The sequence below is a fragment of the Citrobacter sp. MGH104 genome, assembly GCF_001034485.1.
In the GTDB taxonomy this organism is placed as follows: domain Bacteria; phylum Pseudomonadota; class Gammaproteobacteria; order Enterobacterales; family Enterobacteriaceae; genus Citrobacter; species Citrobacter freundii.
In genome coordinates this window covers 2,950,904-2,975,340 of the sequence record NZ_KQ089818.1, presented here as the reverse complement: position 1 = coordinate 2,975,340, position 24,437 = coordinate 2,950,904, and the positions used below count along the sequence as shown (strand labels likewise).

The 24,437-nt window shown below is 53.2% G+C and carries 23 protein-coding genes; 20 read left to right on the top strand and 3 right to left on the bottom strand.

All coding sequences use genetic code 11. The features are described from left to right. Positions 1–2: 2 nt before the first annotated feature. Complete coding sequence (ubiF, locus tag SK34_RS13865) at positions 3–1,178, bottom strand: 3-demethoxyubiquinol 3-hydroxylase (protein WP_003022782.1); 1,176 nt, start codon at positions 1,176–1,178, stop codon at positions 3–5. 145 nt (positions 1,179–1,323) lie between these two features. Between ubiF and miaB the strand changes: the two genes are divergently transcribed. The 10 genes from miaB (at position 1,324) to rihA (ending at position 11,745) form a co-directional block, all read left to right on the top strand. After that, the gene (gene miaB / locus SK34_RS13860) at positions 1,324–2,754 is read left to right on the top strand and encodes a tRNA (N6-isopentenyl adenosine(37)-C2)-methylthiotransferase MiaB (RefSeq protein WP_003022779.1); all 1,431 of its coding nucleotides are present in this window, start codon (positions 1,324–1,326) and stop codon (positions 2,752–2,754) included. Positions 2,755–2,960: 206 nt separating this feature from the next. Further along, on the top strand, positions 2,961–4,007 hold the full coding sequence (locus SK34_RS13855) for a PhoH family protein (RefSeq protein WP_003022776.1): 1,047 nt from the start codon (positions 2,961–2,963) through the stop codon (positions 4,005–4,007). Then, entirely contained in the window at positions 4,004–4,477 is a 474-nt protein-coding gene (ybeY, locus tag SK34_RS13850) for an rRNA maturation RNase YbeY (protein ID WP_003022773.1), read from the top strand. The genes SK34_RS13855 and ybeY overlap by 4 nt, the downstream gene beginning before the upstream one ends. A 157-nt stretch (positions 4,478–4,634) precedes the next feature. Next, the gene (gene corC / locus SK34_RS13845; protein ID WP_003847383.1) at positions 4,635–5,513 is read left to right on the top strand and encodes a CNNM family magnesium/cobalt transport protein CorC; all 879 of its coding nucleotides are present in this window, start codon (positions 4,635–4,637) and stop codon (positions 5,511–5,513) included. Between the two features lie 24 nt (positions 5,514–5,537). After that, positions 5,538–7,076, top strand: coding sequence for an apolipoprotein N-acyltransferase (lnt, locus tag SK34_RS13840; RefSeq protein ID WP_003847385.1), 1,539 nt, complete (start codon positions 5,538–5,540; stop codon positions 7,074–7,076). A 409-nt stretch (positions 7,077–7,485) separates the two neighbouring features. Beyond that, positions 7,486–8,394, top strand: a complete 909-nt coding sequence (gene gltI, locus SK34_RS13835; protein WP_003022762.1) for a glutamate/aspartate ABC transporter substrate-binding protein GltI — start codon at positions 7,486–7,488, stop codon at positions 8,392–8,394. A 159-nt stretch (positions 8,395–8,553) separates the two neighbouring features. Next, entirely contained in the window at positions 8,554–9,294 is a 741-nt protein-coding gene (gltJ, locus tag SK34_RS13830) for a glutamate/aspartate ABC transporter permease GltJ (protein WP_003022759.1), read from the top strand. Beyond that, positions 9,294–9,968 carry a glutamate/aspartate ABC transporter permease GltK gene (gene gltK, locus SK34_RS13825; RefSeq protein WP_003022757.1) on the top strand — a complete coding sequence of 225 codons (675 nt, stop codon included), beginning with the start codon at positions 9,294–9,296 and terminating at the stop codon, positions 9,966–9,968. Before gltJ ends, gltK begins: the two co-directional genes overlap by 1 nt. After that, complete coding sequence (gene gltL / locus SK34_RS13820) at positions 9,968–10,693, top strand: glutamate/aspartate ABC transporter ATP-binding protein GltL (RefSeq protein WP_003022754.1); 726 nt, start codon at positions 9,968–9,970, stop codon at positions 10,691–10,693. Before gltK ends, gltL begins: the two co-directional genes overlap by 1 nt. A gap of 116 nt (positions 10,694–10,809) precedes the next feature. Further along, the gene (gene rihA, locus SK34_RS13815; protein ID WP_048233267.1) at positions 10,810–11,745 is read left to right on the top strand and encodes a pyrimidine-specific ribonucleoside hydrolase RihA; all 936 of its coding nucleotides are present in this window, start codon (positions 10,810–10,812) and stop codon (positions 11,743–11,745) included. A gap of 96 nt (positions 11,746–11,841) precedes the next feature. Here rihA and SK34_RS13810 read toward each other — a convergent pair whose 3' ends face one another. Beyond that, positions 11,842–12,324 carry a zinc ribbon-containing protein gene (locus SK34_RS13810; RefSeq protein WP_003022748.1) on the bottom strand — a complete coding sequence of 161 codons (483 nt, stop codon included), beginning with the start codon at positions 12,322–12,324 and terminating at the stop codon, positions 11,842–11,844. 235 nt (positions 12,325–12,559) lie between these two features. Between SK34_RS13810 and leuS the strand changes: the two genes are divergently transcribed. Genes leuS through nadD form a run of 4 tightly spaced genes read left to right on the top strand, consistent with a single transcriptional unit; the run spans position 12,560 to position 17,430 of the window. Further along, positions 12,560–15,142, top strand: coding sequence for a leucine--tRNA ligase (leuS, locus tag SK34_RS13805; protein WP_048998184.1), 2,583 nt, complete (start codon positions 12,560–12,562; stop codon positions 15,140–15,142). 14 nt (positions 15,143–15,156) lie between these two features. Beyond that, a complete protein-coding gene (gene lptE / locus SK34_RS13800) occupies positions 15,157–15,756 on the top strand; it encodes an LPS assembly lipoprotein LptE (RefSeq protein ID WP_048233265.1) in 600 nt (199 codons plus the stop codon). Next, positions 15,756–16,787 carry a DNA polymerase III subunit delta gene (holA, locus tag SK34_RS13795; protein ID WP_003022740.1) on the top strand — a complete coding sequence of 344 codons (1,032 nt, stop codon included), beginning with the start codon at positions 15,756–15,758 and terminating at the stop codon, positions 16,785–16,787. The genes lptE and holA overlap by 1 nt, the downstream gene beginning before the upstream one ends. Position 16,788: 1 nt before the next feature. Continuing rightward, positions 16,789–17,430: a nicotinate-nucleotide adenylyltransferase gene (gene nadD, locus SK34_RS13790; RefSeq protein WP_088732472.1), complete on the top strand. Its 642-nt coding sequence runs from the start codon at positions 16,789–16,791 to the stop codon at positions 17,428–17,430. Here the strand turns inward: nadD and cobD are convergent. Next, the gene (gene cobD / locus SK34_RS13785) at positions 17,405–18,499 is read right to left on the bottom strand and encodes a threonine-phosphate decarboxylase CobD (protein WP_044712712.1); all 1,095 of its coding nucleotides are present in this window, start codon (positions 18,497–18,499) and stop codon (positions 17,405–17,407) included. The two genes, nadD and cobD, sit on opposite strands and share 26 nt — an antisense overlap. A gap of 96 nt (positions 18,500–18,595) precedes the next feature. Between cobD and SK34_RS13780 the strand changes: the two genes are divergently transcribed. From SK34_RS13780 to rlpA, 6 genes are all read left to right on the top strand, one after another. Then, the gene (locus tag SK34_RS13780) at positions 18,596–19,207 is read left to right on the top strand and encodes an adenosylcobalamin/alpha-ribazole phosphatase (RefSeq protein WP_044712714.1); all 612 of its coding nucleotides are present in this window, start codon (positions 18,596–18,598) and stop codon (positions 19,205–19,207) included. Between the two features lie 254 nt (positions 19,208–19,461). Continuing rightward, positions 19,462–19,779: a ribosome silencing factor gene (gene rsfS / locus SK34_RS13775; RefSeq protein ID WP_003022728.1), complete on the top strand. Its 318-nt coding sequence runs from the start codon at positions 19,462–19,464 to the stop codon at positions 19,777–19,779. A gap of 3 nt (positions 19,780–19,782) precedes the next feature. Beyond that, positions 19,783–20,250, top strand: coding sequence for a 23S rRNA (pseudouridine(1915)-N(3))-methyltransferase RlmH (gene rlmH, locus SK34_RS13770; RefSeq protein ID WP_003022725.1), 468 nt, complete (start codon positions 19,783–19,785; stop codon positions 20,248–20,250). Positions 20,251–20,280: 30 nt separating this feature from the next. Next, positions 20,281–22,182: a peptidoglycan DD-transpeptidase MrdA gene (gene mrdA, locus SK34_RS13765; protein WP_003022722.1), complete on the top strand. Its 1,902-nt coding sequence runs from the start codon at positions 20,281–20,283 to the stop codon at positions 22,180–22,182. A gap of 2 nt (positions 22,183–22,184) precedes the next feature. Next, positions 22,185–23,297 carry a peptidoglycan glycosyltransferase MrdB gene (gene mrdB, locus SK34_RS13760; RefSeq protein WP_003022718.1) on the top strand — a complete coding sequence of 371 codons (1,113 nt, stop codon included), beginning with the start codon at positions 22,185–22,187 and terminating at the stop codon, positions 23,295–23,297. A gap of 10 nt (positions 23,298–23,307) precedes the next feature. Further along, positions 23,308–24,417: an endolytic peptidoglycan transglycosylase RlpA gene (gene rlpA / locus SK34_RS13755; protein WP_048216707.1), complete on the top strand. Its 1,110-nt coding sequence runs from the start codon at positions 23,308–23,310 to the stop codon at positions 24,415–24,417. Positions 24,418–24,437 lie beyond the last annotated feature (20 nt).

The window sequence follows — 24,437 nt, the reverse complement described above, 5'->3', positions numbered from 1 at the left end:
AGCTACAACCCTAACGCATACTTCAGTGCCTGACGTTTCAGTACGCCAGCGCGCTCTGCGGCCATGAGCCCGAGATTACGCATGATACGCAGCGGCTGCAGGTTATTGCTGAATCCGGCATAGAACAGATCCATACCGCTTTGCATGATGAAATTGTCAGTCATACGGCGATTCTGATAACGCTTGAGCACCGGCTGACTGGCCCAGGATTCACCGTAGCTGCGCGCATTCACCAGCACATCAATCAACGCATCGACATCACGAAAACCCAGATTAACGCCCTGCCCCGCCAGTGGGTGAATGGTATGCGCGGCATCACCTACCAGCGCCAGCCCCGGTTGCACATATTGCAGCGCATGACGACGCGTAAGTGGGAATGCCCCCGCCGCCACAGGCGTAACGTTACCGAGTCTTGAAGGGAAATGTTTAGCGATCTCCGCCTGCAGTTGCGGCATATTTAGCGCTTGCAATTGGCGGATGCGAGCTGGTGAGTCGTACCACACCAGCGAGGCCCAGTTATCGAACAACGGTAAAAACGCGCGCGGACCGTCAGGGGTAAATTGCTGCCAGGTGCTGTCTCCCGGCGAATGCTCGCATTGCACGGTAATCAACATACAGGACTGCGCATACTGCCAGGCATGAATGCCAATCCCGGCCATTTTCCGCACCTGAGAATTTGCACCATCCGCGCCGATAACCAGCTTCGCGCTGATTTTTTCACCGTCTGCCAGTTCAAGTTCATGCCGATCGTGATGTTGATGCAAAGAGAGAAGCGACGCCGGCACGCGCAGCGTAACTTTAGGGTGAACTTCCAGCGCCTGCCAGAGCGCCTGTTGCAGGACCGTGTTCTCCACCATATAGCCCAACAGAGGCAGCTTAAGCTCGGCGGCATCAAACATCACATGGGCATTTTCCCATTCCCACGTTTCCAGACGACGGTAAGGATGGCTACGCATTCCCTGAACCGTATCCCAGACGCCCAGCCCTTTCAGCAACGACACGGAGGCGGAGCTAATGGCCGAGATTCTGACATCAGGCTGTCCGCCAGCAACAAACGGCGCAGGAGCGGCATGTTCAATCACCGTTACCGAAAATCCATGCTGCGCCAGTCCCAGCGCCAGCGCGCCGCCGACCATCCCCCCGCCGACAATGGCAATTTCCGTTGGTTGATTTGTCATGGTCAATTTTCCAGTTACATGTATTGTGTAAGTTTACAGGATTTTTTACCCCTTGAGGCTGACATCCGTCATACTGGTCACAACCGCGCCAAAGCAGTACACTATGCGCCCTGCATTTCAGCCACAATTTCGCAAGAGCAAGTCGATGACCAAAAAACTCCATATTAAAACCTGGGGCTGTCAGATGAACGAATACGATTCATCGAAGATGGCCGATCTGCTGGATGCCACTCATGGGTATCAACTGACTGACGTGGCGGAAGAAGCGGATGTGCTGCTGCTGAATACCTGCTCAATCCGTGAGAAGGCTCAGGAAAAAGTGTTCCATCAACTGGGCCGCTGGAAACTGTTAAAAGAGAAAAATCCCAAGCTCATCATTGGGGTCGGTGGCTGTGTTGCGTCTCAGGAAGGCGATCATATTCGCCAGCGTGCGCATTACGTCGATATTATTTTTGGGCCGCAAACGCTGCATCGCCTGCCGGAAATGATCAACAAAGTGCGTGGAAGCACGACCCGTAGCCCGGTGGTTGATATCAGTTTCCCGGAGATCGAAAAGTTCGACCGCCTGCCGGAACCGCGTGCTGAAGGTCCAAGCGCGTTTGTGTCCATCATGGAAGGTTGCAATAAATATTGTACTTACTGCGTGGTTCCCTACACCCGCGGTGAGGAAGTCAGCCGTCCGGCGGATGATATTCTGTTTGAAATCGCCCAACTGGCAGCCCAAGGCGTGCGTGAAGTGAACCTGCTGGGGCAAAACGTGAACGCCTGGCGTGGTGAAAACTACGACGGCACGATCGGCTCCTTTGCCGACCTGCTGCGTCTGGTAGCAGCGATCGACGGCATTGATCGTATCCGCTTCACCACCAGCCATCCGATCGAATTCACCGATGATATCGTTGAAGTTTATCGCGATACGCCAGAGCTGGTGAGCTTCCTGCACCTGCCGGTACAGAGCGGCTCAGACCGCGTACTGAACCTGATGGGACGTACCCACACGGCGCTGGAATACAAAGCGATCATCCGCAAACTGCGCGCTGCGCGTCCGGATATCCAGATTAGCTCCGACTTCATCGTTGGCTTCCCAGGTGAAACCACGCAGGATTTCGAGCAGACCATGAAGCTGATCGCTGACGTCAATTTTGACATGAGCTACAGCTTTATCTTCTCTGCGCGTCCTGGCACCCCTGCCGCCGATATGGTTGATGACGTACCAGAAGAAGAGAAGAAACAGCGTCTGTACATTCTACAGGAGCGTATTAACCAGCAAGCTATGGCCTGGAGCCGTCGTATGGTTGGTACGACCCAGCGCATCCTGGTTGAAGGCACATCGCGTAAGAGCATTATGGAACTGTCAGGGCGTACCGAAAATAACCGCGTGGTGAACTTTGAAGGTACCCCGGATATGGTCGGTAAGTTTGTGGATGTTGAAATTACCGATGTCTGGACGAACTCCCTGCGCGGAAAAGTGGTGCGTACCGAAGACGAAATGGGCCTGCGCATCGCAGAATCCCCTGAATCGGTCATTGCGCGTACCCGCAAAGAAAACGATCTGGGTGTTGGTATTTATCAGCCTTAATCCTGCTGAAAGACGTAAAAAAGGCCCGATACCGCTACACTTATCGGGCCTACACTTCTGGGCTCGCTGTCCCGGCGGGCCTTGTAATCAGCCCTGGCATCCCCATATTTATTGCAATGCTTGCGCCTTTCCCCCATGGCGTGAATAATTTCCTTAGATGCCGGTAAATGTTCAGCGTCCGGCGAGACATGCATAAGAGGAACAGTTTGAACATAGACACTCGCGAAATCACCCTTGAACCCGCAGACAACGCCCGCCTGTTGAGCCTTTGCGGCCCATTTGATGACAACATCAAACAGCTGGAACGTCGCCTCGGCATCGAAATTAACCGCCGTGATAACCACTTTAAACTGACCGGCCGCCCAATTTGCGTCACCGCTGCGGCAGATATTTTACGTAGTCTGTACGTCGATACCGCCCCAATGCGCGGTCAGACGCAGGACATCGAGCCTGAACAAATTCATCTGGCGATCAAAGAAGCGCGTGTGCTTGAGCAAAGCGCAGACAGCGTGCCTGAATTTGGCAAAGCGGTGAACATCAAAACCAAGCGCGGGGTAATTAAGCCGCGTACGCCGAACCAGGCACAGTACATTGCGAATATCCTCGATCACGACATCACCTTCGGCGTTGGCCCTGCGGGTACGGGTAAAACGTATCTCGCTGTTGCCGCTGCGGTTGATGCGCTTGAGCGTCAGGAGATCCGTCGTATTCTGCTGACCCGTCCGGCAGTGGAAGCGGGCGAAAAACTGGGATTCCTGCCGGGGGATCTCAGCCAGAAAGTCGATCCCTATTTACGACCGCTGTATGACGCGCTGTTCGAAATGCTCGGTTTTGAGAAGGTTGAAAAGCTGATTGAACGTAACGTCATTGAAGTTGCACCGCTGGCCTATATGCGCGGACGTACACTCAACGATGCGTTCATCATTCTTGATGAGAGCCAGAACACCACCATCGAACAGATGAAAATGTTCCTGACCCGTATCGGCTTTAACTCCAAAGCGGTTATCACCGGCGATATCACCCAGATTGACCTGCCGCGTAGCACCAAGTCCGGTCTGCGTCATGCCATTGAAGTGCTGGCTGAGGTCGACGAGATTAGTTTTAATTTCTTCCATAGCGAAGACGTGGTTCGCCATCCGGTGGTGGCTCGTATCGTCACGGCGTATGAAGCCTGGGAAGAAGCAGAACAGAAACGTAAAGCCGAGCAGGCTGCAGAACGCAAGCGCGAAGCTCAGGAGCAGGAACAAAAATGAGTCAGGTTATTCTCGATTTACAGCTGGCATGTGAAGACGAATCCGGTTTACCCACAGAAAGTCAGTTTCAGGGGTGGCTGGATGCGGTGATCCCGCAGTTTCAGGAAGAGTCTGAAGTAACCATTCGTCTGGTCGATGACGCGGAAAGCCATGAGCTCAACCTGACCTATCGCGGGAAAGATAAATCCACCAACGTGCTCTCTTTCCCGTTTGAAGCCCCGCCGGGCATTGAGATGCCGCTGCTGGGTGATTTGATCATCTGCCGTCAGGTCGTCGAGAAAGAAGCGCAGGAACAAGGTAAGCCGCTTGAGGCCCACTGGGCGCACATGGTGGTGCACGGAAGCTTGCATTTACTCGGCTACGACCATATTGAAGACGATGAAGCGGAAGAAATGGAATCCCTCGAAACAGAGATTATGCTTGCTCTGGGCTATGAGGATCCGTACATTGCCGAGAAGATTGCAGAATAGTAGCTTGCCGGATGGCGCCGCTTGCGCCTTATCCGGCCTACATTCATGCCTTTCGTAGGCCTGATAAGCGTTGCGCATCAGGCAAAACATGCCGTCAACAGCTGAGTATACGCATGACGCGCTTTGTATTAACTAACATGAGAACCCATACGACGCCATGAGCGACGACAATTCACACAGTAGTGACACCTTAAACAGCAAAAAGGGATTTTTTTCCCTGTTACTGAGCCAACTTTTCCACGGTGAACCGAAAAACCGCGACGAACTGTTGGAGCTGATCCGTGATTCCGGGCAAAACGACCTTATCGATGAAGATACGCGCGATATGCTCGAAGGGGTAATGGATATTGCGGACCAACGCGTGCGCGACATCATGATCCCTCGCTCTCAGATGATTACCCTGAAACGCAACCAGACCCTGGATGAATGTCTCGATGTCATTATCGAGTCTGCTCACTCGCGTTTCCCGGTGATTAGCGAAGACAAGGATCACATTGAAGGGATTCTGATGGCCAAAGATTTGCTGCCGTTTATGCGCAGCGATGCCGAAGCCTTCAGCATGGAGAAAGTGTTACGCCAGGCGGTTGTCGTACCTGAAAGCAAGCGGGTTGACCGCATGCTGAAAGAGTTCCGCTCCCAGCGTTATCATATGGCTATCGTCATCGACGAGTTTGGCGGTGTCTCAGGTCTGGTGACCATTGAGGACATCCTTGAACTGATTGTCGGTGAAATTGAAGATGAGTACGACGAAGAAGACGATATTGATTTCCGTCAGCTCAGTCGCCACACCTGGACTATTCGCGCGCTGGCATCGATTGAAGACTTCAACGAAGCTTTCGGGACCCACTTTAGCGACGAAGAAGTCGATACCATTGGCGGGCTGGTCATGCAGGCCTTTGGTCATCTGCCCGCGCGTGGGGAAACTATCGACATTGATGGTTACCAGTTTAAAGTGGCAATGGCCGACAGCCGCCGTATTATTCAGGTTCATGTCAGAATTCCGGACGACTCACCCCAGCCAAAACTGGACGAATAAACCCGAAACTGGATCTAAGACTACATGGCATTTGCCCCATTAATTGAACGCCAGCGCATTCGCCTGCTACTGGCGTTATTATTCGGTGCCTGCGGGACACTGGCTTTCTCACCGTATGACATCTGGCCCGCTGCGATTGTTTCGCTGATGGGCCTGCAGGCTCTCACCTTCAACCGCCGTCCGCTCCAGTCTGCCGCTATCGGCTACTTCTGGGGGCTGGGACTGTTTGGCTCAGGCATCAACTGGGTTTACGTCAGTATCGCGCAGTTTGGCGGTATGCCCGGCCCGGTTAACATTTTCCTCGTGGTTCTGCTTGCCGCATACCTTTCCCTCTACACCGGTCTGTTTGCCGGCGTGTTGGCGCGCTTGTGGCCGAAAACCACCTGGCTGCGGGTGGCAATTGCCGCGCCGGTAGTCTGGCAAATCACGGAATTCCTGCGCGGTTGGGTACTGACCGGCTTCCCGTGGCTGCAGTTCGGTTATAGCCAGATCGACGGTCCGTTAAAGGGGCTGGCGCCGGTAATGGGCGTTGAGGCGATTAACTTCCTGCTGATGATGGTTAGCGGCCTGTTGGCGCTGGCGCTGGTGACACGTAACTGGAAGCCGCTGGTTGCCGCACTCGTGCTCTTTGCTCTGCCTTTTCCACTGCGCTATATCCAGTGGTACACGCTTGAGCCGGAAAAAACCACCCAGGTCTCGATGGTACAGGGCGACATTCCGCAGTCGCTCAAATGGGATGAAGGTCAGTTACTCAACACTCTGAAAATTTATCTCGACGCCACCCAGCCCGAGATGGGCAAATCACAGCTCATCATCTGGCCAGAATCTGCTATTCCGGATCTGGAAATTAACCAGCAGCGCTTTCTGAGCATGATGGATGACCTGCTGAAATCGAAAAACAGCACACTAATTACCGGTATCGTGGACGCGCGTCTGAACAAACAGAATCGTTACGACACCTACAACACCATCATCACGTTGGGTAAAGACAGTCCGTACAGCTACGATTCCAGCAACCGTTACAATAAAAACCATTTGGTACCTTTTGGCGAGTTTGTCCCACTGGAATCGATCCTGCGCCCGTTAGCGCCGTTCTTTGACCTGCCAATGTCTTCGTTCAGCCGTGGCCCGTACGTACAGCCACAGTTGCATGCACACGGCTTTAAGCTGACCGCTGCCATTTGCTACGAAATCATTCTTGGCGAACAGGTTCGGGATAACTTCCGTCCGGATACGGACTACCTGCTGACTATCTCCAACGATGCCTGGTTTGGTAAGTCTATTGGCCCGTGGCAGCACTTCCAGATGGCGCGGATGCGTTCCCTTGAGCTGGCGCGCCCCTTGCTGCGTAGCACCAACAATGGTATTACGGCGGTGATTGGTCCTCAGGGTGAGATTCAGGCGATGATCCCGCAGTTTACCCGTCAGGTGCTGACCACCAGCGTGACGCCAACCACGGGCCTGACCCCTTATGCCCGTACCGGTAACTGGCCGCTCTGGCTGCTGACTGCACTGTTTGGCTTTGGCGCAGTGGTAATGAGCCTGCGCCAACGTCGCAAATAAAACAGTGCCCCATCAAATTCAGGCCGGATAAGGCGGTACGCCGCCATCCGGCCGTTGTGCAGCATCTTGCCTGATGGCGCTACGCTTATCAGGCCAACTCCCCTCCAAAAGACCATTCTGGCACGTCTATTGCTTTGTTCTACAAGGCAAACGCTGTTTTGGCTGAATGTGCAACCTGGTCGCACCAAAGTTGAGCGCCGGTAGCACCTGAAAAGTGCAACAAGATATTTTTGCCCCCAAATGGTGCGGCGCACTTCGCAAAAATAAACAATAACACAGCAAATTCTTTACATTCATCCAAACTAAATGTTAACAAACACATACAAGACTGCACGTTTTAGTAGCAAACAATAACAACATCACAATGGGTATCAATGCGTCCCTGGCGCAGACGATAAAGGAGTTGGATATGCAATTACGTAAGCTCGCCACTGCCATGCTGGTCATGGGAATGTCCGCCGGTCTGGCGCACGCAGAAGACGCAGCACCCGCGGCAGGCAGCACGCTGGATAAGATCGCCAAAAATGGCGTGATCGTTGTCGGTCACCGTGAATCATCGGTACCGTTTTCTTACTACGATAATCAGCAAAAAGTGGTCGGTTATTCACAGGATTACTCCAACGCGATCGTTGAAGCGGTGAAGAAAAAGCTGAACAAGCCCGATCTGCAGGTAAAACTGATCCCGATTACTTCACAAAACCGTATCCCGCTGCTGCAAAACGGCACCTTCGACTTTGAATGTGGATCCACCACCAACAACGTCGAGCGCCAGAAACAAGCAGCCTTCTCTGACACCATTTTCGTTGTCGGTACCCGTCTGCTGGCGAAAAAAGGCGGCGACGTCAAAGATTTCGCTGACCTGAAAGGCAAAGCCGTGGTCGTGACTTCAGGTACCACCTCAGAAGTGCTTCTGCACAAGCTGAACGAAGAGCAAAAAATGGATATGCGCATCATCAGCGCGAAAGACCATGGTGACTCTTTCCGTACTCTGGAAAGCGGTCGCGCCGTTGCCTTTATGATGGATGACGCCCTGCTGGCTGGCGAACGCGCGAAAGCGAAGAAACCAGACAACTGGGAGATCGTTGGCAAGCCGCAATCTCAGGAAGCCTACGGCTGCATGCTGCGTAAAGATGACCCTGAGTTCAAAAAGCTGATGGACGACACTATCGCCAAGGCGCAGACCTCAGGCGAAGCTGAGAAATGGTTTGATAAGTGGTTTAAAAATCCAATTCCACCGAAGAACCTGAACATGAATTTCGAACTGTCAGACGAGATGAAAGCCCTGTTCAAAGAACCGAATGATAAAGCGCTTAACTAACTAAAATAAATGGGAGGCTTCCCCTCCCTCTCGATTGTTACTCGGCACGGACAGACTATAAGCCTGATGGTCGTTCCCCATCAGGCCTGAAAACCGCAAAACGCCGAATAACAATCTTCGAGGGTAGCGCTGCTACCCTTTTTTTTCTGGAGTAGATTTATGTCTATAGACTGGAACTGGGGTATTTTTTTACAACAGGCCCCGTTCGGCAACACCACCTATCTCGGCTGGCTCTGGAGTGGTTTCCAGGTCACGGTCGCGTTATCTATCACCGCCTGGATTATCGCTTTCCTCATAGGCTCTTTATTCGGCATCTTACGTACCGTCCCAAATCGTTTCCTTTCCGGGATCGGCACGCTATACGTTGAGCTGTTTCGTAACGTTCCGCTCATCGTTCAGTTCTTTACCTGGTATCTGGTCATTCCTGAACTGCTGCCGGAAAACATTGGCATGTGGTTCAAGTCGGAACTGGATCCCAACATTCAGTTCTTCCTCTCATCCATGCTTTGTCTGGGGCTGTTTACCGCCGCGCGCGTCTGTGAGCAGGTTCGCGCAGCGATTCAGTCCCTGCCTCGCGGGCAGAAAAACGCCGCGCTGGCGATGGGGCTGACTTTGCCGCAGGCCTACCGCTATGTGCTGCTGCCAAACGCATACCGCGTAATTGTTCCGCCAATGACCTCAGAGATGATGAACCTGGTGAAGAACTCCGCGATCGCCTCTACCATCGGCCTGGTCGATATGGCGGCGCAGGCGGGAAAACTATTGGATTACTCCGCCCACGCATGGGAGTCGTTTACCGCCATCACGCTGGCCTACGTCCTGATTAACGCCGTCATCATGCTGGTGATGAATCTCGTCGAACGCAAAATCCGCCTGCCTGGCAATTTGGGAGGCAAATAATGTACGAATTTGACTGGAGTTCTATCGTCCCTTCCCTGCCGTATCTGCTGGACGGGCTGATCATCACCCTAAAAATCACCGTTACGGCGGTCGTCATTGGTATTGTCTGGGGAACCATCCTTGCAGTAATGCGTCTGTCCAGCTTCGCGCCGATTGCCTGGTTTGCGAAAGGCTACGTCAACGTATTTCGTTCTATTCCGCTGGTCATGGTGCTGCTGTGGTTCTACCTGATTGTGCCCGGCTTTTTGCAAAACGTACTGGGTCTGTCGCCTAAAACCGATATTCGCCTGATCTCAGCGATGGTCGCGTTTTCGATGTTTGAAGCTGCGTACTATTCCGAGATTATCCGTGCCGGTATCCAGAGTATTTCTCGTGGGCAATCCAGCGCCGCGCTGGCGCTGGGGATGACACACTGGCAGTCGATGAAGCTGATCATTCTGCCACAGGCATTCCGCGCGATGGTACCACTGCTGCTGACCCAGGGCATCGTACTGTTCCAGGATACCTCGCTGGTCTATGTATTGAGTCTGGCAGACTTCTTCCGTACCGCCTCCACCATTGGCGAGCGTGACGGCACACAGGTTGAAATGATCCTGTTTGCTGGCGCCGTTTATTTTGTATTCAGTCTGAGCGCATCGTTGTTGGTCAGCTATTTGAAGAAAAGGACAGTTTAATGATTACCCTGAAAAATGTTTCTAAATGGTATGGTCACTTTCAGGTGCTGACCGACTGCTCCACGGAAGTGAAAAAAGGTGAAGTGGTGGTGGTCTGCGGCCCGTCAGGTTCAGGTAAATCAACGCTTATCAAAACGGTAAACGGGCTAGAGCCGGTGCAACAGGGCGTCATCACCGTTGATGGTACCGTGGTGAATGATAAAAAAACCGATCTGGCCAAACTGCGCTCTCGTGTTGGTATGGTGTTCCAGCACTTTGAACTGTTCCCGCATCTGTCGATCATTGAGAACCTTACTTTGGCGCAGGTAAAAGTGCTTAAGCGCGATAAAAAGCCTGCTCGCGACAAAGCGCAAAAGTTACTGGAACGCGTTGGCCTGTCGGCACATGCCGAGAAGTTCCCGGCCCAACTCTCCGGGGGCCAGCAACAGCGTGTCGCCATCGCCCGGGCACTATGTATGGATCCTATTGCCATGCTGTTTGACGAACCGACATCGGCGCTTGATCCTGAAATGATCAACGAAGTACTGGACGTTATGGTTGAACTGGCCAATGAAGGGATGACCATGATGGTGGTGACCCATGAAATGGGCTTTGCGCGTAAAGTGGCGAACCGGGTGATCTTCATGGATGAAGGGAAAATTGTTGAAGACTCACCGAAAGAAGAGTTCTTCGCTAATCCGAAATCGGACCGCGCCAAAGACTTCCTCGCGAAAATCCTGCACTAATCTTGCTGGCGCGCATCTCCATGTGCGCGCCACCTCACGCTTTATCCCTTCGCCTCTCGAAACACATACAGCCCAGCGTTAACCTTGTCACAAAGTCCCACTTACAAGGAGCAACAATGGCACTTCCGATCCTGTTTGATTGCGATCCAGGTCATGACGACGCTATCGCAATTGTACTCGCCCTCGCCTCACCTGAACTGGATGTGAAAGCGATAACCTCGTCAGCCGGGAATCAGACTCCCGACAAAACGCTGCGTAACGTATTGCGCATGCTAACGTTGCTCAAGCGTACAGATATTCCCGTCGCCGGTGGCGCTGTGAAACCACTGATGCGCGATCTGATTATCGCCGATAACGTCCATGGCGAGAGTGGGCTGGATGGTCCGGCGCTGCCGGAACCCACTTTTGCGCCACAAGACTGTACCGCTGTGGAACTGATGGCGAAAACCCTGCGTGAAAGCCCGGAACAGATGACGATTGTCTCCACCGGCCCGCAAACTAACGTGGCATTGCTACTGAATAGCCATCCTGAGCTGCACGCCAAAATCGACCGTATCGTGATTATGGGTGGTGCTATGGGCCTCGGAAACTGGACACCCGCCGCCGAGTTCAACATCTTTGTGGATCCCGAAGCTGCGGAGATCGTATTCCAGTCGGGTATTCCGGTGGTGATGGCTGGTCTGGACGTGACGCATAAAGCGCAAATACATCGTGAAGATACCGAACGGTTCCGCGCTATTGGCAATCCTGTTTCAACGATCGTTGCTGAACTACTCGATTTCTTCTTTGAATATCACAAAGACGAAAAATGGGGATTCATCGGCGCACCGCTGCATGACCCATGTACCATTGCCTGGCTGCTGAAACCTGAACTGTTTACCACCGTTGAACGCTGGGTTGGCGTGGAAACTCAGGGTAAATATACCCAGGGAATGACCGTGGTGGACTACTACTTCCTGAGCGGCAATAAGCCAAATGCCACCGTGATGGTGGATGTTGATCGCCAGGGGTTTGTCGATTTGCTGGCAGAACGGCTGAAGTTTTACGCCTAATACGCGCCGGATGGCGCTAACGCTTAGCCGGCCTACAAAATCGTGCAATTTGTAGGCCGGATAAGACGCTTTGCGTCGCCATCCGGCAATAAGCAATTACGGTTCAAACGGTCGGCGCTGAAACTGATCGTGTCCGCATTTCGGACACAGCGGCAGCACATCCGGGGTGTAAACCGCTAAATGGAAGTGGCACTTCTCGCAGACCAGATTACCTAATCCGACCACCTCGCCGCTGTGATAAACACCGTGATGACTGAGGTCCTGGAACACTTCGCGCCATTCGAGCTGCGTTTTATCGGTAATATCGGCCAGTTCCTGCCAGATACTCTCCTTGATAACCCGCATAAAGACGCTGTCTGTCTCCTCATCGAGACTTTCTTCATAGCTCAGAGCAAACTCTTCCAGGTCACGTCTGACGGCCCGAGTGAGCTCTTCCACCTCGGTTCGCGTTAACTCCCCGGTCTGCATAACTCGTTGACGCGCCTGCTCCACCAACGCATCGATATCGCGTTCGCCATTACGCAGACGTTCGCTCAGTGAAGCTACCAGTTCACGGTAATATTGAGCAACCTTGTTCATCGCTTCGCCTCCTGGGTCGTTAACTGTCTATAATAATAGACGTTATTTACGCTACGCTTTGCAAGACTGTCCACAGAGTGTGTAAATTCGTGCAAGAATTATCCTTGCGGGAATTCAACGCTGAATGCGCGAAAGGCTGTTTTGGCGCGGGCGTTTGGGCTATGCTATGCGGATCTGAAACACCACATCTAGAGCTACGTTTGTAGCTGTATTGAAAACAGGACCACTGGCTGCCATGCAAGAGCAATACCGCCCGGAAGAGATAGAATCCAAAGTACAGCTTCACTGGGATGAGAAGCGCACATTTGAAGTTACCGAAGACGAGAGCAAAGAGAAGTATTACTGCCTGTCTATGCTTCCCTATCCTTCTGGTCGACTACACATGGGCCACGTACGTAACTACACCATCGGTGACGTGATCGCCCGCTACCAGCGCATGCTGGGCAAAAACGTACTGCAGCCAATTGGCTGGGATGCGTTCGGTCTGCCAGCAGAAGGTGCTGCGGTTAAAAACAACACCGCGCCGGCACCGTGGACGTACGACAACATCGCATACATGAAAAACCAGCTCAAAATGCTGGGTTTCGGTTACGACTGGAGCCGTGAGCTGGCGACCTGCACCCCGGAATATTACCGTTGGGAACAGAAATTCTTCACCGAGCTGTACAAAAAAGGCCTGGTGTACAAGAAAACGTCTGCGGTCAACTGGTGCCCGAATGACCAGACCGTACTGGCGAACGAACAGGTTATCGACGGATGCTGCTGGCGTTGTGATACCAAAGTCGAGCGTAAAGAGATCCCGCAGTGGTTCATCAAAATCACCGCTTACGCTGACGAACTGCTGCGTGACCTGGATAACCTGGATCACTGGCCTGACACCGTGAAAACGATGCAGCGCAACTGGATTGGCCGTTCTGAAGGCGTAGAAATCACCTTCGATGTGAACGATTACGACAACACGCTGACCGTTTACACCACCCGTCCGGACACCTTTATGGGTGCGACCTATCTGGCCGTTGCCGCAGGTCACCCGCTGGCGCAGAAAGCCGCTGCAAATAACCCGGAACTGGCCGCCTTCATTGACGAATGCCGCAACACCAAGGTTGCTGAAGCCGAAATGGCAACCATGGAGAAGAAAGGCGTCGACACGGGCTTTAAAGCCGTTCACCCGCTGACTGGCGAAGAGATCCCGGTTTGGGCAGCAAACTTCGTCCTGATGGAATACGGTACGGGCGCAGTCATGGCCGTTCCGGGGCACGATCAGCGCGATTACGAGTTTGCGACTAAATATGGCCTGACCATCAAGCCTGTAATTCTGACCGCTGAAGGCGCAGAGCCGGATCTGTCCGAACAAGCTCTGACCGAAAAAGGGGTGCTGTTTAACTCCGGTGAGTTTGACGGCCTCGACTTCGAAGCAGCCTTCAATGCCATTGCTGACAAGCTGGTGGCTCTTGGCGTGGGTGAGCGTAAAGTGAACTACCGTCTGCGTGACTGGGGTGTTTCCCGTCAGCGTTACTGGGGCGCGCCGATTCCGATGGTGACATTGGAAGACGGTACCGTACTGCCGACGCCAGAAGACCAGTTGCCGGTTATTCTGCCGGAAGACGTGGTTATGGATGGTATTACCAGCCCAATCAAAGCCGATCCGGAGTGGGCAAAAACCACCGTTAACGGCATGCCTGCACTGCGCGAAACCGACACTTTCGATACTTTTATGGAATCCTCCTGGTACTACGCGCGCTACACCTGCCCGCAGTACAACGAAGGGATGCTGGATCCAGAAGCTGCAAACTACTGGCTTCCGGTTGATATCTACATTGGTGGTATTGAACACGCCATCATGCACCTGCTCTACTTCCGCTTCTTCCACAAGCTGATGCGCGATGCGGGTATGGTCAACTCTGACGAACCGGCTAAACAGCTGCTGTGCCAGGGTATGGTGCTGGCCGATGCGTTCTATTACGTTGGTGCAAACGGTGAGCGTAACTGGGTTTCTCCGGTTGATGCCATCGTTGAGCGCGACGAGAAAGGTCGTATCGTCAAAGCTCAGGACGCAGAAGGCCATGAACTGGTGTATACCGGCATGAGCAAAATGTCCAAGTCGAAAAATAACGGTATCGACCCGCAGGTTATGGTTGAACGTTACGGCGCCGACACCGTACGTCTGTTCATGATGTTCGCTTCTCCGGCTGATATGACGCTGGAATGGCAAGAATCCGGCGTTGAAGGGGCGAACCGCTTCCTGAAACGTGTCTGGAAGCTGGTTTACGAACATACCTCCAAAGGTGATGTAGCTGAACTGAACGTTGATGTGTTGAGCGAAGACCAAAAAGCGTTGCGTCGCGACGTGCATAAAACCATTGCTAAAGTGACCGATGATATTGGTCGTCGTCAGACCTTTAACACCGCAATTGCGGCGATTATGGAGCTGATGAACAAGCTGGCGAAAGCACCGCAGGAAGACGAACAAGACAGAGCCCTGATGCAGGAAGCGCTGCTGGCCGTTGTACGCATGCTCAACCCGTTCACCCCACACGTTTGCTTCACGATGTGGCAGGCGCTGAAAGGCGAAGGCGATATCGACAATGCGCCGTGGCCGGTAGCTGACGAAGCAGCAATGGTTGAAGACTCGACGTTGGTTGTTGTTCAGGTGAACGGTAAAGTCCGTGGCAAAATTACCGTTCCGGTAAATGCCACTGAAGAGCAGGTTCGTGAACGTGCTGGCCAGGAGCATCTGGTGGCAAAATATCTTGATGGCGTTACCGTACGTAAAGTGATTTATGTACCGGGTAAACTCCTCAATCTGGTCGTTGGCTAAGCGCGGGAGGAAGCGTGCGACTTCTGACAACATTGTTGTTATCTCTGGCGGTGCTTGTCACCGCCGGGTGTGGCTGGCATCTGCGTAGTACTACGCAGGTTCCACCCTCAATGAAAACCATGATCCTGAACTCTGGCGATCCGAACGGCCCGTTAAGCCGTGCGGTCCGTAACCAGCTGCGTCTGAACGGTGTGACGCTGCTTGAAGACGGTACAATGCGTAAAGACGTAACATCCTTACGTCTTGGCGCGGTCAGCATTTCGCAGGATACGGCGTCGGTATTCCAGAACGGCCAAACGGCTGAATACCAGATGGTGATGTCCGTTAGCGCTACTGTGCTGATTCCAGGTCATGATATATACCCAATCAGCGCCAAAGTTTATCGTTCGTTCTTTGACAACCCACAGGCTGCACTGGCGAAGGATAACGAGCAGGACATGATCATCAAAGAGATGTATGACAAAGCGGCTGAACAGTTAATTCGTAAGCTGCCAAGCGTACATCTGGCTGATACTCTGTCATCCAATGCTGATGATGATGCTAAGCCAGCTGCGACAAAAGCCGCAGAGCCAGCGTCATCACCGGCGCGTGTCTCCACCACGCTGGGTAACTGATGCTCAAGTTGTACCCTGAACAACTCCGCGCACAGCTCAATGAAGGGCTGCGCGCGGCGTATTTGCTCTTAGGTAACGATCCCCTCTTATTGCAGGAAAGCCAGGATGCCATCCGTCAGGCTGCTGCCACACAAGGGTTCGAAGAACACCACGCCTTCACTCTGGACAACAGCACCGACTGGGGAGAGATTTTTTCACTCTGCCAGGCGATGAGCCTGTTTGCCAACCGTCAAACCCTGCTCCTGCAACTGCCTGAAAATGGCCCCAATGCCGCCATTAACGAACAGCTCGCTTCACTCGTCACACTGCTACATAACGACCTGCTGCTGATTGTTCGTGGTAACAAGCTGACTAAAGCGCAGGAAAACGCCGCATGGTATACCGGACTTGCCAATAATGCGGTGCAGGTCAGCTGCCAGACGCCGGAGCAAGCACAGCTCCCGCGTTGGGTCGCCGCGAGGGCTAAACTCAATAACCTGCAACTGGATGACGCAGCCAATCAGCTGTTGTGCTATTGCTATGAAGGTAACCTGTTAGCACTGGCGCAAGCGCTGGAACGGTTAGCATTGCTTTGGCCTGATGGCAAACTAACGCTGCCTCGCGTAGAGAAAGCCGTTAACGATGCAGCGCACTTTACCCCGTTCCACTGGGTGGATGCGTTGCTGATGGGCAAAAGCAAACGCGCGCTGCACATTCTGCAACAGCTACGTCTGGAAGGCAGTGAGCCGGTTATTTTGCTGCGTACTATACAGCGTGAATTGCTGTTGCTGGTCAACCTAAAACGGCAGTCGGCGAATACCCCCTTGCGCACGTTGTTTGATAAACACCGGGTGTGGCAAAATCGCCGGGGCATGATGGGTGATGCGCTAAACCGGCTGAACCCGGCACAGCTGCGTCAGGCGGTAACGCTGTTAACGCGTACGGAAATTACGCTTAAACAAGACTATGGTCAGTCAGTGTGGGCGGAACTTGAGGGACTGTCCCTTTTGCTCTGCCATAAATCACTGGCCGATGTTTTTATTGATGGTTGATATGAAATCATTGCAGGCTATGTTCGGCGGCACCTTTGATCCGGTGCATTATGGTCATCTTAAACCGGTTGAAATTCTGGCGAATCTGATTGGTCTTTCCCGGGTCATCATCATGCCCAATAACGTGCCGCCGCATCGTGCGCAGCCTGAAGCGTCCGGTGAGCAACGTAAGCGCATGGTTGAACTGGCCATTGCTGATAAACCGCTGTTTTCCCTGGATGAACGCGAACTGAAACGCGACACGGCCTCCTACACCGCGCAAACGCTAAAAGAGTGGCGCGAGGAACAAGGCCCGAATGTGCCGTTAGCGTTTATCATTGGTCAGGATTCGCTGCTGACCTTCCCTTCCTGGCACGACTACCACACGATTCTGGATAATACCCATCTCATCGTATGCCGACGTCCAGGTTATCCTCTCGAAATGACGCAGGAAAAGCACCAGCAATGGCTGGAAGATCACCTGACTCATTCGCCGGATGACCTGCACAACCTGCCTTGCGGGAAAATCTACCTGGCCGAAACGCCGTGGTTCAACATCTCCGCCACGCTCATTCGCGAGCGACTGGAAAAAGGCGAGCCGTGCGACGACCTGATGCCAGGCGCAGTGCTTGACTATATTAATCAGCAGGGGTTGTACCGCTAAGCGTGTTGTTTAATGCCGCCAGCAGGCGGTCATTTTCTTCCTGACTGCGAACAGCAACTCGGTAATAACGCGCGTCCAACCCAGGGTAATTGGCACAACTGCGAATCAAGACATGCTGTTCCAGCAACATCCGTTGCAAATCAATATCCGCGCGATCGCAGCGTAATAAACGATAATTTGCCTGGCCGGGATACACCGTCAGGCCGGGCAGGTTTTGTAGCTGCTGCTCAAACCGCGCTCCCTCTTGTTCCAGCCATTTCCACGTCGCCTGCTGATAAGCGCTGTCGCGTAAAATAATCTCGCCAGCCAGAGCAGCAAACGCATTAATTGACCACGGCATTTGTCGGCTGCGCATTTGTACAACGGCCTGCTCGTTACTGTTGACCAGATACCCCAGACGCAGCCCCGGTATCGCATAGAACTTGGTGAGCGAGCGCAGCACCCAAATATGCGGGTTATCCCGAAGTAGCGGAATAAACCCCGGCTCCCCGGCAATAAAATCGATAAACGCTTCATCAAGGATCAGATTGATCCCAAGCCGCTCACAACGTGAGGCAATCTCACGTAGCAGGCGGTTATCCGGTAGTAACCCGGTGGGGTTGTTGGGCGTGCAGAGAAACAGGCAGTCCAGCTCTGAGGTTAACGCATCGAGGATCGCATCGGTAAGCTGCCAGCCATCATCTTCGCGCAGCGCAAACTCATGGATCGTACAGTCTCCCCATTGCAGCGCCCGACGATATTCAGCAAACCCAGGCGTCACGATCATCGCGTGACGCGGCTTCAGGCCATCTACCAGGGTAAAAATAGACTCGGTCTCACCGTTTCCGGCCAGGATCCACGAGGCCGGAATCTGATGATGCTCCGCCAACGCTGCATGCAGTTGCGCGTAATCGACATCCGGGTAACGCTCCGCGCAGTCCATATTATCGATAATTGCGCGTTTTAAACCTGCTGGCATACCCAGCGGATTAATATTCGCGCTAAAATCCAGCAATTGCTCAGGCGAGACGCCCAACAGTTCGGCGGCTTCTCGGGTATTACCACCATGCGCGCTCTTCAATAAAGACATCGTGCCGCTCCACGTAAAAAAAGGTATTTTAGTGAAAAATCTCTGCGTAATCAGGGCAAACATCATGTTTTGTGCGAATAACCCCAAGAGGAAAAAATGAGACTCTGGTTGGTACGTCATGGCGAAACCGAAGCCAACGTCGCGGGTTTATATAGCGGCCACGCTCCCACACCACTAACAGAACGGGGAATAGCTCAGGCGCAAACGCTGAGTACGCTGTTACGCAATGTGCCTGTCGACAACGTTCTGTGCAGCGAGCTGGAGCGCGCCCGCCATACAACGCAGTTGATCTTAGGCGATCGCGAGATTCCTGTGCGTAACATGCCTGAGCTCAATGAGATGTTTTTTGGCGACTGGGAAATGCGCCACCATCGCGATCTGGCGCGCGAAGACGCCGAAAACTACGCCGTGTGGTGTAACGACTGGCAGAACGCGACGCCCACTAATGGCGAAGGTTTTCAGGCATTTTCCCTGCGCGTGGAACGCTTCATTGCTCAACTCGCTGATTACAAAATGTGCCAAAACCTGCTGGTGGTGAGCCATCAGGGTGTACTGAGCGTGTTGATCGCCCGTTTGTTGTCCATGCCGGCAGCAGCAATGTGGCATTTTCGCGTCGAACAAGGTTGCTGGAGCGCGATTGATTTTTGCGACGATTTTGCGGTTCTGAAAGTACTTAACAGCCGGGCTGTATGGTACGACGGAGAGTGAAAGCACTGTTTTTTCTGCCGAAGGGCTTCTCTCCCATTGACACCCCATGACAGGCTGTTATTCTCCGCAACCTGACTTTTCCCGCCCTTCAGAGCTTTGCAGAAATTGTTTTACAAAAATGGCGATGCATTCTGCGGCGTGGGGTGGGATGATAGCGCACTTCACAAGCGCTTTCGGAGACATTTGTCCCGATATCGCCTCTGGTTCAGGTATACTAACAGACGTTTTTAACTCTTTTCACCCAGGGGGAACACTTGCAGGGTAAAGCACTTCAGGATTTTGTAATCGACAAAATTGATGACCTGAAAGGTCAAGACATCATCGCCTTAGACGTTCAGGGCAAATCCAGCATCACTGATTGCATGATTATCTGTACTGGCACGTCCAGCCGTCATGTAATGTCTATCGCAGACCACGTTGTTCAGGAGTCCCGCACTGCTGGTCTGCTGCCGCTCGGCGTAGAAGGCGAGAACGTCGCAGACTGGATCGTCGTTGACCTCGGCGATGTGATTGTCCACGTGATGCAGGAAGAAAGCCGTCGCCTGTATGAACTGGAAAAACTCTGGAGTTAATGCGTGAAGCTGCAACTTGTCGCTGTGGGTACGAAAATGCCTGACTGGGTGCAAACCGGTTTTACGGAGTATCTCCGTCGGTTTCCGAAAGATATGCCCTTTGAGCTGATCGAAATCCCGGCAGGAAAACGCGGCAAGAACGCGGATATTAAACGCATTCTCGACAAAGAGGGTGAACAGATGCTGGCTGCAGCAGGCAAAAACCGCATCGTCACCCTTGATATCCCTGGCAAACCCTGGGACACGCCGCAGCTGGCGACCGAACTGGAACGCTGGAAACTGGACGGTCGTGACGTCAGTTTGTTGATTGGTGGGCCGGAAGGTCTTTCTCCTGCCTGTAAAGCAGCAGCGGAACAAAGCTGGTCACTCTCAGCGTTAACCCTTCCTCACCCTCTTGTTCGGGTTCTGGTTGCGGAGAGTCTGTACAGGGCGTGGAGCATTACCACCAACCATCCTTATCACCGTGAGTGATCATTGATTCTTGAGTAGATTAAGCAGCGGATGAAACTACAGAATTCTTTTCGCGACTATTCGGCTGAGTCTGCGCTGTTTGTGCGCCGGGCGCTGGTCGCTTTTTTGGGGATTTTGCTGCTCACCGGCGTGCTGATCGCCAACCTTTATAATCTGCAAATCGTTCGCTTTACTGATTATCAGACCCGCTCGAACGAAAACCGCATCAAACTGGTGCCTATCGCCCCCAGTCGCGGCATTATTTATGACCGTAACGGAATCCCGCTCGCCCTTAACCGCACCATTTATCAGATAGAAATGATGCCAGAAAAGGTCGACAACGTTCAGGATACCCTCGACGCGCTGCGTAACGTCGTAGACCTGACGGACGATGACATTGCCGCCTTTAAAAAAGAGCGCGCCCGTTCACACCGTTTCACATCCATTCCGGTAAAAACTAACCTGAGTGAAGTTCAGGTCGCACGCTTTGCCGTTAATCAATATCGCTTTCCTGGCGTCGAAGTTAAAGGTTATAAACGCCGCTACTACCCCTACGGCTCTGCGCTGACCCATGTCATTGGCTACGTATCAAAAATCAACGATAAAGACGTAGACCGCCTGGACAAAGACGGCAAACTGGCTAACTACGCGGCGACGCACGACATCGGCAAGCTGGGTATTGAACGTTATTACGAAGATGTACTTCACGGCCAGACCGGTTATGAAGAGGTTGAAGTGAACAACCGCGGCCGCGTCATTCGCCAGCTGAAGGAAGTGGCGCCGCAGGCCGGGCACGATATCTATCTCACCCTCGATTTGAAACTCCAGCAGTACATTGAAACGCTGCTGGCGGGCAGTCGCGCCGCCGTGGTGGTTACCGACCCGCGTACCGGCGGCGTTCTCGCGCTGGTGTCCATGCCGAGCTACGACCCGAACCTGTTTGTCGATGGTATTTCCAGTAAAGATTACTCCGGGTTGCTCAATGACCCGAACACCCCATTGGTTAACCGCGCCACGCAGGGTGTTTACCCTCCTGCTTCGACAGTTAAACCTTACGTCGCGGTTTCTGCATTAAGTGCAGGTGTCATCACCCGCAATACTGGTCTGTTCGATCCAGGTTGGTGGCAATTACCGGGCTCTGAAAAACGTTACCGTGACTGGAAAAAATGGGGGCACGGTCATCTGAACATCACTCGTTCTCTGGAAGAGTCGGCGGATACGTTTTTCTATCAAATCGCCTATGATATGGGGATTGACCGACTTTCAGAGTGGATGAGCAAATTCGGCTACGGCAAATATACGGGCATCGATCTCGCTGAAGAACGCTCCGGCAATATGCCAACCCGCGAGTGGAAGCAAAAACGGTTTAAAAAGCCATGGTACCAGGGTGATACCATTCCGGTCGGCATCGGTCAGGGTTACTGGACTGCAACCCCAATCCAGATGAGTAAAGCGCTGATGATCCTTATCAACGACGGTTTGATAAAAGTTCCGCATCTGTTGATGAGCACGGCAGAAAATGGCAAGCAGGTTCCGTGGGTACAGCCGCACGAACCGCCCGTTGGTGATATTCATTCTGGATACTGGGAAATCGCGAAAGACGGCATGTACGGTGTAGCAAACCGCCCTAACGGTACTGCGCACAAGTATTTCGCTAGCGCGCCTTACAAAATTGCGGCGAAATCCGGTACTGCCCAGGTCTTTGGCCTGAAAGCCAATGAAACCTATAACGCGCACAAGATCGCCGAGCGCTTACGTGACCACAAGCTGATGACGGCCTTCGCACCCTATGATAAGCCCCAGGTTGCTGTCGCCATAATCCTTGAAAACGGTGGCGCGGGCCCGGCTGTGGGTACCATTATGCGCCAGATCCTTGACCACATTATGTTGGGCGACAACAACACCAATCTGCCTGCAGAAAACCCCGCGGTTGCAGCAGCGGAGGACCAATAATCGTGACGGATAATCCGAACAAAAAAACATTCTGGGACAAAATCCACATCGATCCCACGATGTTGCTTATTTTGCTGGCGCTGCTGGTTTACAGCTCGCTGGTCATCTGGAGTGCCAGCGGCCAGGATATCGGCATGATGGAGCGCAAGGTCGGCCAGATCGCAATGGGCCTGGTCATCATGGTGGTGATGGCGCAAATCCCGCCCCGGGTTTATGAAGGCTGGGCACCCTATCTCTATATTTTCTGCATCATCCTGTTGGTGGCGGTAGATGCCTTCGGCGCGATATCCAAAGGGGCGCAGCGCTGGCTGGATTTGGGTATTGTGCGTTTTCAGCCTTCCGAAATTGCCAAGATTGCCGTGCCGCTGATGGTCGCACGCTTCATCAACCGTGATGTTTGCCCGCCATCGCTAAAAAATACCGCCATTGCACTGGTGCTGATATTTATGCCCACCCTGCTGGTGGCCGCTCAGCCTGACCTCGGTACCTCAATACTGGTCGCCCTTTCCGGTCTGTTTGTTCTGTTCCTTTCTGGTTTAAGCTGGCGTTTAATCGGTGTTGCGGTGGTTCTGGTTGCGGCGTTTATCCCGATACTGTGGTTCTTCCTGATGCATGATTACCAGCGTCAGCGCGTCATGATGTTGCTCGATCCGGAAACCGATCCACTGGGTGCGGGTTATCATATTATTCAGTCTAAAATTGCTATTGGCTCCGGCGGTCTACGCGGCAAGGGCTGGCTGCACGGTACGCAGTCGCAGCTTGAGTTTTTACCCGAACGTCACACGGACTTTATCTTCGCGGTATTAGCAGAAGAGCTGGGTCTGGTAGGGATCTTAATTCTGCTTGCGCTGTACATTTTGCTGATTATGCGCGGATTATGGATCGCTGCCCACGCGCAAACCACCTTTGGTCGCGTCATGGCAGGTGGTTTAATGTTGATATTATTCGTTTATGTCTTCGTAAATATTGGTATGGTGAGCGGTATTCTGCCCGTGGTTGGCGTTCCTCTCCCACTGGTCAGTTACGGAGGCTCGGCACTTATCGTGCTGATGGCCGGGTTCGGGATTGTTATGTCGATCCACACCCATAGAAAAATGTTGTCGAAAAGCGTGTAAGGGGTACGCAATGCGTAAGCAGTGGCTTGGTATCTGCATCGCAGCAGGAATGCTCGCGGCGTGTTCGAGTGATGATGGTCAGCAACAGGGTGCTGTCGCGCCGCAGCCTGCGGTGTGCAATGGTCCGATTGTTGAAATCAGCGGGGCCGATCCGCGCTTTGAACCCCTGAACCCAACGGCGAATCAGGACTATCAACGTGATGGTAAGAGCTACAAAATCGTCCAGGATCCTTCCCGCTTTAGCCAGGCAGGACTTGCCGCTATCTATGATGCGGAACCCGGAAGCAACTTAACCGCGTCTGGTGAAGCGTTCGACCCGATGCAACTGACCGCAGCGCATCCCACGCTGCCAGTCCCAAGCTATGCCAGAGTAACTAACCTGGCAAACGGCAGGATGATTGTCGTGCGCATAAACGATCGCGGCCCTTATGGCAACGATCGCGTGATTTCACTTTCACGTGCAGCAGCAGACCGTCTGAATACCTCCAACAACACCAAAGTGCGTATCGACCCGATCATCGTCGCCCAGGATGGTTCATTGTCCGGTCCGGGTATGGCGTGTACGACAGTCGCAAAGCAAACCTATGCCCTGCCCGCGCGTCCTGATTTAAGCGGTGGCGGTAATATGGGAAGTATGCCTTCGCCATCGGATGCGGGTCAGCCGCAAGGCGATATTCGTCCGATCAGCAATTCCACGCTGAAAAGCGATGATCCAACCGGTGCGCCAGTGAACAGCGGTGGATTCCTCGGTGCGCCAACCACCCTCGCCGCAGGCGTGCTGGAAGGTAGCGAGCCGACTCCGGCTCCGCAACCGACCATCTCCGCACCGGCAACACCAACCGCACCAGCAGCAACATCAACCGCCGTCGCGGCACCAGCTCCAGCGGCAGTAGCCAACGGACGTTACGTGGTTCAGGTTGGCGCAGTCAGCGAGCAGTCGCGTGCGCAGCAGTATCAAAAACGTTTAAGCCAGCAGTTTGGCGTCCCGGGTCGGGTGGTACAAAATGGCGCAGTCTGGCGTATCCAGATGGGGCCGTTCGCCAGCAAAGCTGAAGCCTCCACATTGCAGCAGCGTCTTCAATCCGAGGCGCAATTACAGTCCTTCATCACCGGCGTGTAATAACGTAAATCAGGTATCTG